The sequence below is a fragment of the Methylobacter svalbardensis genome, assembly GCF_037671525.1.
Lineage (GTDB): Bacteria > Pseudomonadota > Gammaproteobacteria > Methylococcales > Methylomonadaceae > Methylobacter_A > Methylobacter_A svalbardensis.
This window is the reverse complement of sequence record NZ_JAWPOH010000005.1, coordinates 1-12,195: the sequence shown is the minus strand read 5'-3', so window position 1 is coordinate 12,195 and position 12,195 is coordinate 1. Positions and strand designations below refer to the sequence as shown.

Sequence of the window (12,195 nt, the reverse complement as noted above, 5' to 3'; positions counted from 1 at the left end):
TTCATGGAATATACAGCCAGCGTTAATAAATTGACCCAACCCTTGGTGCAGCATTTGCTCGATCATGCCGACAAACTGCGTTTGGGTGTGGAAACCTTAGCCAATGGCTGCACCATTATCGATGCGGGCATTAACGTGCCGGGCGGCATCGAGGCGGGACGCATTATTGCTGAAATCTGCCTTGGCGGCATGGGTACCGTCACCATCAATCACAGCACTTATACCGATAACTGGCCGTTGTCGGTGAATGTGCACACCGGCAATCCGGTTCTGGGTTGTTTGGGTAGTCAATATGCGGGCTGGAGCTTGTCGCATGAGAAATATTACGCCTTAGGTTCAGGCCCTGCGCGGGCTATGGCAACCAAGTTAAAAAACGGCAAACAGGAACCGGTTGAAGACTTGTACAAAGAGCTGGATTATCAGGACAGCCATGATTCTACGGTTTTGGTGATTGAAAATGATGCGCTGCCGCCGGTTGAAATCGTCGAAAAAGTGGCTGCCGCCTGCAAGGTCGATCCGTCCAAGCTGACCATCATCGTGACGCCGACCAGCAGTCTGGCTGGCGGTGTGCAAGTGGTGGCGCGGGTGCTTGAAGTGGCTATGCACAAGGCTCATGCCCTGCATTTTCCGTTGGAAAACATCATCGACGGCAGCGGCAGTGCGCCTATCTGTCCTCCGCACCCTAACTTTGTCAAAGCCATGGGGCGTACTAATGACGCGATTTTGTTCGCCGGACAGGTGCATATTTTTGTCAAAGGCAGCGATGAAGCGGCTGAAAAGCTGGCTAACGAACTGCCCAGCTCAACCTCTAAAGATTACGGCAAACCGTTTGCGGAAATCTTCAAGCAATATGAATACGACTTCTTTAAAATCGATGCGATGTTGTTCAGTCCTGCCAGCGTCATTGTGACTGCGGTAGAATCCGGAAAAAGTTTCCGTGCGGGCAGGCTGGACAATGTCTTGCTGGACCAATCGTTTGTGGCGTAGAGCATCAGCGTGGGTCGTATAGCGATTTTTACCGATGATCCCGGCTGGCATGGCAAACAATTAAGCCTGGCCTTTGCCAGTCGGGGTTATAGCGCAGACTACGTTTCGTTGACTCAATGTCGGTTCGTCATCGAACCTGGCCAACTGCCGATCCTGATTCCAGGCTTCGAGCACGCGCTTCCCGATGCGGTTTTTGTCCGCGGCGTTCCCGGTGGTTCGCTTGAAGAGGTCGTGTTGTATTTGGATATTCTGCATGCGCTAAAGGCCATGGGGATTCCTGTCTACAATGACGGCCATGCGGTAGAGCGCAGTGTCGACAAGGCTATGACCAGTTTTCTGCTGCATAATGCGGGATTGCCCACGCCGATGACCTGGGTGCTGCGTGACCGGGAAGAAGCGTTAAGGATTGCGGAAGCTGAATTAAAGCAGGGTAATCTGCTGATCAGCAAACCGTTGTTCGGCTCGCAGGGCGAAGGCATACGCCGCATTGAAAAAACGACCGACCTGTTCTGGTTAATCGGCAGTCATGGCGTTTATTATCTGCAACGTTTCGTTCAATGCGAAGGCGTCGGTTTTTCCGACAATCGCGTTTTTGTGATTAACGGCCGGGCGGTTGCCGCAATGCGCAGGCGCGGAAAATTCTGGCTGAATAACGTTGCCAGGGGGGCGACCTGCGAGCTGATCGATTTAGAGCCGGAAATGGTAAATTTGGCCGTTAACGCGACGACTGCATTGGCGATGGATTATGCCGGAGTCGATATTATTCGTGATAGGGAAGGGCGTTGCACGGTCATTGAAGTTAACAGCATACCGGCATGGAAAGGCCTGGAAAGTGTTTGCGATGTCAATGTTGCCGAGTTGATGGTCGATGATTTAATCACCCGCAAGATAGGCAAAACCGAGTTGTTTGCAGTCGCATGACGATTTCGTCCCGGCAGCTCAGTGAACTTTATCGCCAGGCCTGCGAGGTCGATGTGCAGGCCTTTAAGCCCGGTAATGTCAGTGTTTATGCGGATGGGCATGATATGACCGTGGCCGATTTTAGAATCAGTGCCGAGGTCAGCGCCGGGCCTCTTTGCAATCTTGATTATTCCCTGGGTGAAAAAATCTATTATGCGGTCAAGGCCACGCGTGAGGCGGTGGGTTGCAATACCAATCTGGGTATTATCTTGCTTTGTGCGCCGCTGATTCAGGCAAGCAGTTATAAAAAATCGGATTTGACCTTAAGGCAGGCGGTCGCTAAGGTCATTAGCGAGGCAACGATAGAAGATGCCGATTGGGTTTTCAAAGCCATAACGTTAGCGTCGCCGGGTGGCTTGGGTCGCTCTGACCAGCAGGATGTCAATGAACAGGCCTCGGTTACATTGTTTGAGGCGATGAAATTAGCCAGCGCAAAAGACCGCATCGCGCTTCAATATATAACGGATTATAACGATATTTTTAATTTCTCAGTTTTGAGGTATAATATCGCTTTTAACCGATGGGGTGATCGGAATTGGGCGGCTGCGGCAGTATATGCTGATATGCTAAGTCAATTTCCAGACAGTCATATCGAAAGAAAATATGGAGATCAGTACACCGAGATGGTAGCTATGAAAATGGCTCAGCTTAGTGAGGAGTTGTCCAAAACTGATAATCCTAAACAAATAAAGCCGTTGCTTTTTTGCCTGGATCAGGAGCTTAAACTGTATGGCATAAATCCGGGTACGACAGCTGATATGATCGTGGCGACAGTATTAACGGCATTTTTAGAGGATCTTAATTAGTAACAATGCTGTTACTAATAGGGCTTCAAACGGAATTTGTTTAAAACAAATAAGGGGACATTTAAAGTGTCGATAGTAGATTCAATTTTTTCATTTTTTTCTTCACAGGGGACATTAAACATGGCTAAAATCAATAAATTATGCGTTGGCGAATCTTTAATTGGCGAAGGCAACGAAGTTGCTCACATCGATTTAATGGTTGGACCACGCGGTTCAGCTGCTGAAACAGCATTTGCAAACTGCTTAACAAACAACAAAGACGGCTTTTCTAGCTTATTGGCTGTTGTTGCACCTAACTTGATGGTTAAACCAGCAACTGTTATGTTCAACAAAGTAACCATCAAAGGCGCAAAACAAGCTGTTCAAATGTTTGGCCCAGCACAACGTGGTGTTGCTATGGCTGTTGCTGATTGTGTAGAAGACGGCACAATCCCTGCTGCTGAAGCTGATGATTTATTCGTATCAGTTGGTGTGTTTATTCACTGGGCTGCAGAAGACGATGCTAAAATCCAACAATACAACTACGAAGCGACTAAAGAAGCTTTGAAACGCGCTATTGCTGGTTCACCTACTGCTGCTGAAGTTGTTGCTGCTAAAGGTACTGCTGTACATCCATTCGCTGCTAACTAAGTTTTATTTAAGTTAGAGAATGTTAAAAATACCTCGCTTAGGCGGGGTATTTTTTTGCCTGAAATTCTGCAATATCTTCCGTTTTAATAACGCCGGAGTGCAACGCACTGGCAACCAGCGCTAGCTGAACTCCCGCTGCACTCAAAGCCATTACATCCTGTTTATTTCTTATGCCGCCTGCGGCAATAAAGTTTTTATCAGGATATTGTCTGCAAAACTCAGCTAACTTGTTCAGATCAGGGCCATGGTTGCTGCCTACGCGCTCCAGCGTCATGATGACGATATTCTTCGGCCAAAAATCGGGGTCGGAAAAAAGACTAGGCGCACCCAACGCATTTGAATTTGAATAATCCAGCGACAGAATAAAGTCGTTGTTATAGGCTTTAATTTCCGAAATAGTTTCATCCCGATAGGATTCGCTACCCAAAACAGGCAAGGTGTTGCCGGAACATTGTGGGTTCCGGTCATACTTTTGATAACCCTGGTCTATCCAGAAGGTTATTTGCGGAAAACGAGTCAAAACGTCAGTGATCAAATGTTGATGATCACCCTGACCGGTAATCGCATTCAGGTCGGCAATATAGAAGGTATCAAACTCATAAACACCCAGGAAGGCCATAATAACCTGAAAAATATCAGGTGACTTGCACAAGGCAGTGTTAATGGGCTGGTAGTGTTCACGATTGCCTTGCCGGGCGTGAACGACGACACCATCTTTTAAATCTATTACCGGTATTATTTTCATGGAGCGTGGTTTGCGGGTGATACAATATCAGCCAATGTTTTATAGCTATTTATTGAGTATTGTGAAAATTCTGGTGTTTGAGTATATCACTGGCGGCGGCTTTAATAAGCAGGAGCTGCCGGATTCCCTGGCTGGTGAAGGGAGCTTGATGCTTAATGCGCTGCTCGATAACTTAATTCGATTAAACCATCTTGAAGTCACGGTGATGCTGGATTGGCGGTATAGCGAGTTGATCGGCGAGAACGGCATAAACACCGTCATCATCAGGCCGGAGCATGTTGTTACCGAAGAATTTGCACGATGTGTTAAGCAAGCTGATCTGGTCTGGCCGATAGCGCCCGAATTTGACGGTATTTTACAAACCCTGTGTCAAACGATCGTATCATTGGACAAGATATTGCTGACATCGTCCGCATCTGCCGTCGCCATTGCCGGTAACAAATTCAAGACTTATGAGCTGCTTAGGCAGCACCCTATCAGCGTTGTTCCTAGCCGTATGCTCGATGATGAATATTCCCCCGGTGAATGGATGATTAAACCGGTTGATGGTGTGGGTTGTGCAGACAGTTATGTCGTCAGCAATCGGCAAGAGTTCGAGCAGATGACTGCACGGAAAGGCACGTTCATCATCCAGCCGCATCTTCAAGGAGCGAAAATCAGTCTTTCAGGCTTATTCAAGCAAGGCCGAGGCTGGTTAGTGTGCGCCAATTCTCAGCACTTTGAACTGACCAACCGGCAATATCATTTAAGAGAAATTGTGGTTAACCATCATCCCGATCCAGGTCGGTATCAGCAACTGGTCGATCAAATAGCCCAGGCTTTGCCCGAATTATGGGGTTATGTCGGTATTGATTTGATAGAAACTGCCACGCAAACCTGGGTGCTTGAAATAAATCCCCGTCTGACCACCTCATTTGTCGGTATATACGACGCTTTAGGCATCAATGTTGCCGAAGCTGTGATGCAATTACTGCATGGAGAGCCGATATTCAATCCGACTTGCAACAACCCCATTACCGTTCAAACACAACAGGCAAGCCATGCAAGCTAATATTATCGGCAACTGCTCCCTGCGTTGCTCTACCTTGGAAACCGCTCCCTGCGTTGCTCTACCTCCTGCATCCTTGCAGTCGTCCTGTATCGATGAAGTCGTCGGCTGGGATATAGGTGGCGCTCATGTTAAAGCGGCGGTAATCAGCGCCGGTAATATGATCGCCGTTTATCAGCAACCGTGCCCTTTATGGAAGGGCCTGGCTCAACTTACCATAGCTGTAAACACCATTGTGCAGGAACTGGCTGAGGTGAATTATCATCATGCCATCACCATGACCGGCGAACTGGTTGATTTATTTGATAATCGGGATGATGGCGTTAAGCAAATCATTGAAACGATGACCGGTCTGTTGCCGGGGTGTGAACTGCTGGTTTTTGCAGGTCGGGAAGGCTTTCTAAAACCCTCGCAGATTGACGACCGGCATTATTCGTCCATCGCCTCTGCCAACTGGGTGGCCAGTGCCTCCTATGCCGCACAAAAAATCAACAACGGGCTTTTTGTCGATTGCGGCAGCACCACCACCGATATACTGCTGCTCAATGACGGACAAGTGCTGGCGGAAGGCTACACCGATTACCAGCGTTTACTCTCCGAAGAGTTGATTTATACCGGCATCGTCAGAACCGCAGTGATGGCCGTTACCCGAACAGCGCTGGATCAAGGCAAAAAAATCGGTTTGATGGCCGAGTATTTTGCGACCATGGCCGATGTCTATCGCGTCACCGGCGAACTCAATGACATACATGATCAAACCGACACGGCAGATGGTGCGGAAAAAACAATCCTTGCCAGTGCCAGACGCTTATCGCGGATGATAGGTTGTGATTTTTATGCCGATGAACTGCCGCGCTGGCAACGATTTGCTGAAAATATTCGCTTCCTGCAACTACAGCAAATACAGCGCGGCTGTGAGCTTCGGTTATCCCAATATGAGCTTTTGCCGAATAGCCCATTGATTGGTGCCGGAGTAGGGCGCTTTCTGGTTAAACAGATTGCATTAAATTTAGGGCGTCCGTATCTGGATTTTTCCGATCTATTCCCGGTAGCCGCAATTTTATCCGACATGACCACAGCTGACTGCGCTCCTGCTGCTGCAATAGCCTATTTAGTGAATAGAGCAGATAGTTAAAAAACTCTCACACAATAATAATATCGATTCAATATCAATTAATGTAATGTGGTATAATATTGTTTTTTGTCAGCATGAATAAATGTTTACAGGCTCTATGGAAAAAGTTGATGTATTTGATCTGATCGAGCGGATGTCCGCGCTGATCCGGTCTGAAGAACGTAAGAAATGCACAGAATTAGGCTTGCAACCGGTTCACTTGCAGGTAATGGATTATTTGTCCCGCTGTAACCGTTATAGCGACACCCCGGCAGCGCTCACTAATTACTTGGGCATGACCCGCGGCACGGTTTCCCAAACCTTGCTGTTGCTGGAAAAAAAAGGCTACATTAAAAAAACAGCCGATGTCAATGACCGGCGTGTGGTGCATCTTTGCCTTTTGACTGAAGGCGATGCTATCCTGAATAAAGCCCGTCCGACAGATTTATACAGTCAGGCATCGGCAATATTTAATGAAAACGATAGCCAGGAAAATATTTTTGTTAATGCGCTGACCGCACTGCAAAAAGCCAACAAATCCCAATCATTTGGACTTTGCAAAACCTGTAAATATTTCACCACAACGGCGGATGGCTTCGTTTGCGGCTTAACCCAAGAATCGCTTAGCCAAATTGATAGTGAGAAAATATGCCAGGAGCATACCGTTATTTGATGGTTTCCGGCTAAACAATAGCGAGTTCGGCGTCATTAGCATCGTCTCCCATATCAGGCGAAATATCGACGTGAAAGTTGCCCAGATGTTCGGCAACTTCCCTGGAGTCTTCAAATCTTGCGATGTGGTAGACCGCTTCACCTTCATACACCAGGGGGATTTCACTGCGGCCTATAATAATGCCGCTGAATGGCGATATGACTTCGATTTCAAGACTGGAAACCGGGTCGCTAACCATGCCCAGCAATTCATGCTTTGCCACCCTGCAACCCAGTGACTTCAGCGTACGAAAAATACCGCTGCCCGGCGATCTGATCCAGGTACTGGAACCGGCGATATAAGGCTCGTTGGAAGAGGTACTGCGTTTTTTCCGGGTTGCAATCATGCCTAAATGACGCATTACATTGATAATTCCCCGTACACCGGCACGAATGGCTATTTCATCAAAGCGTAAGGCTTCTCCAGCCTCATAAAGCAACATGGGAATGCCTCGCTCTGATGCGGATTCTCTTAACGAGCCATCGCGCACGTTGGCATTGATCAGCACCGGAACATTAAAAGCCTTGGCCAGGGATAAAGTCGCTTCGTTATCCAGATTGGCGCGTATTTGCGGCAAGTTGCTGCGATGTATGGCACCCGTATGCAAATCAATGCCATGGGTGCTGTTAGCCACAATTTCCGTCATAAACAGATCGGCTATCCGTGAAGCCAGAGCGCCTTTTTTTGAGCCGGGAAAGGAGCGGTTTAAATCGCGCCTATCGGGCAAATAGCGGGAGCGATGAATAATGCCGTAGACATTGACGATGGGTATTGCAATCAAGGTGCCTTTTATCCGTTTTAAGGCGGGATCTTTTAATAGACGGCGAATGATTTCGACACCATTCAGCTCATCGCCATGTATCGCGGCGCTGATAAATAATCGCGCACCGGGTTTTCTGCCATGGATAATGTGCACCGGCATGGTCATCGGCGTATGGGTATAGAGTGGCGGCAACGGCAGGTCTATGACCAGGTTTGTTCCGGGTTGAATAGTTTGGCCGCTAATAATCAAGTCTTGTCGCATGAATTTATCCTTATAACTGATGTTGCTGACTGTCCATGAAAGGTACGAAAAAGCTTTATGGAATGAAGCATTGCCTAACGGTTAACTCCGGCGATAGTCCCCTAAATGAATGTCATATTTTTTCAGTTTGGTGTAAACAGCGCGTGATGTGATTCCCATGTCTTCCGCTGCTTTTTTGATGTCGCCCTGATGTTGTTTTAGAGCGATGTCAAGAAACGCCTGTTCAGCTTTGGCAATAACGCGTTCTTTGATGTCTTTCCATTCTGCATTGTTTTCTGTTTCGGCCGGAAGCTCCAAATCCAGTTTGGTTATTTCTTTGCCGGTGGTAAATAAAATGCTGCGTTCAAGGATGTTTTCCAGTTCTCGGACATTGCCCGGCCAGGGATAAGCGCGAATTTTTTGCATGACTTCACGGCTGACCGATTCAACTGCTTTGTTATATTTCTTGCTCAGGCGCTGCACAATCAATTGCACAAGATACGACAAGTCTTCCGGACGTTCGACCAGCGGCGGAATGCTTAATCGAACCACATTGATGCGGTAATACAAGTCATTGCGAAACAGGTCTTGTTTGACCAGTTCTTCCAGATTGTTATTGGTTGCGGAAATTATTCTCAGATTAACCGACAATGTCTGTTTTCCGCCGACTCTTTCCAGCTCACCTTCCTGTAGTACACGAAGCAGCCGGGTTTGTGCGGCAGGGGACAGTGAATCGACTTCATCCAGAAACAGGGTCCCGCCTTCAGCCCGCTCAAAATAACCTTGATGCACCTCGATGGCTCCGGTGAATGCGCCTTTTTCATGTCCGAACAGCGCGCTCTCGATCAAGCTTTCCGGAATGGCTCCACAGTTAATCGGGATAAAGGGGTTATTGCAGCGGTCGCTCATCGCATGGATGGCGCGTGCAATCAATTCCTTGCCAACCCCCGTTTGACCGTGAATCAGCACTGTTGCCAGCGTAGGCGCGATGACTTCTATGGATTGCAAGATTTTCTGCATGGCGGGTGATTTGGCAATAATCGTCGGAGGCTGGTGTATTTTTGCGGGCTGTTTGCTTTGTTTGCGCCAAATCTGTTGCATGCTCTGTTCAATGCGGGAGTGCAATTCATTAATATCCTGCATTTCCTTAACCGGTGTCGTGTCGGTGTATTCCATTCCCGGACGGTCTTTTGCCGCATCCGGATTGGTGTACACGCAAACTTCACACTTGCCATCGTGGCGGGCAATGCTTTTTTTGATTTCCACTTTGGCGTAACCGAAATTTCTGGCTGCGATGCCGCCAAAGACACTGGAAGTCATTCTGCATAATTCGGGAAAGTTGGTAACCCGGTCACCGAAAGGACAGCAGGTATTGGTAACGGTAATGCAATTCGGGTTGCCGGAAGCCAGCGAGAATTTACCGCCAATATTGTTTTTAAGGCCGAGGATCAGTTCGGTATAGCTTTCTTTGTCGAGCAGTTCGCTTTTGTGAGTTTCCTCCCGATAGGTTTCTTCAAAAAAGCAGCCGGCGGTCTTGGCAATGTGTTCAATCAATTGCTCGCAGTGTTTTTGTCCTTGCTGTTCGCTGGCATGCATCAGCTCCAGGATGAAAGTTTGCAGAAAGAAAACAGGTGTTAAATCGGAAAGAGAGTTGTTGTTCATAATGTTTTGTGAAGTAAATTTTCTCTCATTGAAGCACAGCTTCCTTGATCCGGTAAAGTTAAAAATTAACTCATTGTAATTTAAGATAAATATTATTAATTATTGCTGGCACAACACTTGCTCCTGTTGAAGTGTAACAAGTAATCAATAACAACGAGGAGTTAAAAATGAACCAAGAAAAACCACCTTTAGATCCACATCCATTAAGCGAGTATGTTGCCTGGGCCGGAAACCGCAATCGTGAACCGCTGCTAGGCGTTTTAAAAGAAAAGCTGCCTAAAGATCCTGCAAATGTTTTAGAACTGGCCAGCGGCAGCGGTATGCACATTAATTACTTTGCGCCGCATTTCGAGCATTTGCATTTTCATCCTTCCGATAAAGATCAGGAAGTTTTTGATAATATCAAGAAGCTGTCAATCGATCACAAGAACGACAATATTGCCGACCCCGTTCATTTGGATTTAACCGATCCTGAAACCTGGTTTAATGTTGGTAAAGTGCATTCATTTTCTGCAATTTTCTGCATCAATATCTTTCAGGTCGCTCCCATATCGATTGCTGACGGGATGATGAAATGTGCTGCACATTTATTGGATGACGATGGCTTTTTACTGATTTACGGCCCATTTCAGGTGGAAGGTACTTTCACCACCGATTCCAATAAAGAGTTTCATCAGACATTGAGTTCTGCCGGTGTTTCGGAATGGGGTTTAAAAGATGTGGCCGACCTGAAAAAGGCTGCAGAAAGACATGGTTTGGAATTGAAAGAACAAATCAACATGCCCGCTAATAATTTCTCACTGATTTTTGGCAGAAAATAATAAAGTTTTTTGGTTATTCACCACGAAAGACGCGATGCATGGAGGTTTAATCGTTCATTCTTCGGGGCCTTCACGGTGAAAATTATGACCGGGTCAACTCTAATTCCCTAAATGACATGTAATCAGGAAAATAAATGCTCAGTTATCGGCATCAAACTCCATCCAGATGTCTGGCTTCCGTCAGCCTCGGCGTCTTGCTAATCGAATCAAATAATCCAATATCCAGTTTTACATATTCAAGAAGGCGACATTCATGAGCAATAATTTCATTTTTACATCAGAATCCGTGTCAGAGGGCCATCCTGATAAAGTTGCCGATCAAATTTCAGATGCGGTACTTGACGCTTTATTGGCTCAAGATCCACGCTCACGTGTCGCTTGCGAAACCCTGGTAAAAACCGGCATGGTCATTTTGGCCGGAGAAGTCACTACCGATGCCTGGGTTGACCTTGAAGCCCTGGTACGCAAAGTCGTTTGCGACATCGGTTATGATCACGGCGACATCGGTTTCGACGGTCAAAGTTGCGCGGTTTTAAATGCTATCGGCAAGCAATCGGCGGATATTGCGATGGGTGTTGACGAGGCCGCTAATCATGAGCAGGGTGCAGGCGATCAGGGCTTAATGTTCGGTTATGCCAGCAATGAAACCGATGTGCTGATGCCGGCTCCGATTACTTACGCTCATCTGCTGGTCAAGCGTCAGGCCGAAGTACGTAAAAATAAAACCCTGCCTTGGCTGCGCCCTGATGCCAAAAGTCAGGTTACCTTTCGCTACGAAAACAACAAACCCGTCGCCATTGACGCAGTGGTTTTGTCTACCCAGCATTCGCCTGACATTGGTGCAAAAGCCTTGCATGAAGCGGTGATGGATGAAATTATTCTGCCGGTTCTGCCCAAAGAATGGCTGCATAAAGATACCAAATATTTCATTAATCCAACCGGCCAGTTCGTTATCGGTGGCCCCGTTGGCGACTGCGGCTTAACCGGACGTAAAATTATCGTTGATACTTACGGCGGCATGGCAAGACACGGTGGCGGTGCATTTTCCGGTAAAGATCCATCAAAAGTTGATCGTTCTGCAGCGTACATGGCGCGCTATGTAGCCAAAAATATTGTTGCAGCCGAATTAGCTGAGCGCTGCGAGATCCAGGTTTCATATGCCATTGGTGTTGCAGAACCTACGTCGATCAGTATTGAAACCTTTGGTACCGGTAAAATCAGTGAAGATAGACTGGTGGTAATTGTCAGAGATATTTTTGATCTAAGACCAAAAGGGCTGATAGCCATGCTTGATTTATTAAGGCCTATCTACCAAACAACGGCTGCGTATGGCCATTTTGGTCGCACCGAAGACTCCTTTAGCTGGGAAAAAACCGACAAAGTTGATGCATTAAAGGATGCTGCCGGTCTTTAACTAAATACAAAATACAGGAAGCATAATGAGCCAAGCAGATTATAAAATTGCCGATATTACTTTAGCCTCATGGGGCCGTAAAGAAATTAATATCGCCGAAACTGAAATGCCGGGATTGATGGCATTGCGTGAAGAATTCGGTGCAGCACAGCCCTTAAAAGGCGCGCGTATTGCCGGTTGTTTGCACATGACTATTCAGACAGCGGTATTGATTGAAACCCTGACTGCATTGGGCGCAACTGTGCGTTGGTCTTCCTGCAACATTTTTTCTACCCAAGACCATGCCGCGGCGG

At 47.1% G+C, this 12,195-nt stretch carries 13 protein-coding genes; 10 read left to right on the top strand and 3 right to left on the bottom strand.

Annotation, left to right across the window (positions count from 1 at the left end; genetic code table 11):
• Nucleotides 1–3 precede the first annotated feature (3 nt).
• The 4 genes from mch (at nucleotide 4) to fae (ending at nucleotide 3,383) form a co-directional block, all read left to right on the top strand.
• A complete protein-coding gene (gene mch, locus RW114_RS03240) occupies nucleotides 4–987 on the top strand; it encodes a methenyltetrahydromethanopterin cyclohydrolase (protein WP_340121273.1) in 984 nt (327 codons plus the stop codon).
• Nucleotides 988–996: 9 nt separating this feature from the next.
• Entirely contained in the window at nucleotides 997–1,908 is a 912-nt protein-coding gene (locus RW114_RS03235; RefSeq protein ID WP_340121272.1) for an ATP-grasp domain-containing protein, read from the top strand.
• A complete protein-coding gene (locus RW114_RS03230) occupies nucleotides 1,905–2,753 on the top strand; it encodes a triphosphoribosyl-dephospho-CoA synthase (RefSeq protein WP_340121271.1) in 849 nt (282 codons plus the stop codon). The genes RW114_RS03235 and RW114_RS03230 overlap by 4 nt, the downstream gene beginning before the upstream one ends.
• Nucleotides 2,754–2,873: 120 nt before the next feature.
• A complete protein-coding gene (gene fae, locus RW114_RS03225) occupies nucleotides 2,874–3,383 on the top strand; it encodes a formaldehyde-activating enzyme (protein WP_340121270.1) in 510 nt (169 codons plus the stop codon).
• Nucleotides 3,384–3,420: 37 nt separating this feature from the next.
• Here fae and RW114_RS03220 read toward each other — a convergent pair whose 3' ends face one another.
• A complete protein-coding gene (locus tag RW114_RS03220) occupies nucleotides 3,421–4,128 on the bottom strand; it encodes a HisA/HisF-related TIM barrel protein (RefSeq protein ID WP_340121269.1) in 708 nt (235 codons plus the stop codon).
• 34 nt (nucleotides 4,129–4,162) lie between these two features.
• On the opposite strand from RW114_RS03220, the gene RW114_RS03215 reads away from it, so the two are divergent.
• From RW114_RS03215 to RW114_RS03205, 3 genes are all read left to right on the top strand, one after another.
• Entirely contained in the window at nucleotides 4,163–5,179 is a 1,017-nt protein-coding gene (locus RW114_RS03215; protein WP_340121268.1) for an ATP-grasp domain-containing protein, read from the top strand.
• A complete protein-coding gene (locus tag RW114_RS03210; protein WP_340121267.1) occupies nucleotides 5,169–6,311 on the top strand; it encodes a hydantoinase/oxoprolinase family protein in 1,143 nt (380 codons plus the stop codon). The genes RW114_RS03215 and RW114_RS03210 overlap by 11 nt, the downstream gene beginning before the upstream one ends.
• A 97-nt stretch (nucleotides 6,312–6,408) precedes the next feature.
• Entirely contained in the window at nucleotides 6,409–6,963 is a 555-nt protein-coding gene (locus RW114_RS03205; RefSeq protein ID WP_340121376.1) for a MarR family winged helix-turn-helix transcriptional regulator, read from the top strand.
• A 10-nt stretch (nucleotides 6,964–6,973) separates the two neighbouring features.
• Here the strand turns inward: RW114_RS03205 and RW114_RS03200 are convergent, their stop codons facing one another.
• Both RW114_RS03200 and RW114_RS03195 read right to left on the bottom strand, forming a co-directional pair.
• Nucleotides 6,974–8,026 carry a succinylglutamate desuccinylase/aspartoacylase family protein gene (locus RW114_RS03200; protein WP_340121266.1) on the bottom strand — a complete coding sequence of 351 codons (1,053 nt, stop codon included), beginning with the start codon at nucleotides 8,024–8,026 and terminating at the stop codon, nucleotides 6,974–6,976.
• An 81-nt stretch (nucleotides 8,027–8,107) separates the two neighbouring features.
• Nucleotides 8,108–9,667: a sigma 54-interacting transcriptional regulator gene (locus RW114_RS03195; protein ID WP_340121265.1), complete on the bottom strand. Its 1,560-nt coding sequence runs from the start codon at nucleotides 9,665–9,667 to the stop codon at nucleotides 8,108–8,110.
• A gap of 167 nt (nucleotides 9,668–9,834) precedes the next feature.
• Here RW114_RS03195 and RW114_RS03190 point away from each other — a divergent pair, with 167 nt between their 5' ends.
• From RW114_RS03190 to RW114_RS03180, 3 genes are all read left to right on the top strand, one after another.
• Complete coding sequence (locus RW114_RS03190) at nucleotides 9,835–10,488, top strand: DUF938 domain-containing protein (protein WP_340121264.1); 654 nt, start codon at nucleotides 9,835–9,837, stop codon at nucleotides 10,486–10,488.
• Nucleotides 10,489–10,741: 253 nt separating this feature from the next.
• Nucleotides 10,742–11,902, top strand: coding sequence for a methionine adenosyltransferase (gene metK / locus RW114_RS03185; protein ID WP_340121263.1), 1,161 nt, complete (start codon nucleotides 10,742–10,744; stop codon nucleotides 11,900–11,902).
• Between the two features lie 25 nt (nucleotides 11,903–11,927).
• The coding region (locus RW114_RS03180) for an adenosylhomocysteinase (protein ID WP_340121262.1) at nucleotides 11,928–12,195 on the top strand (268 nt) is incomplete at its 3' end.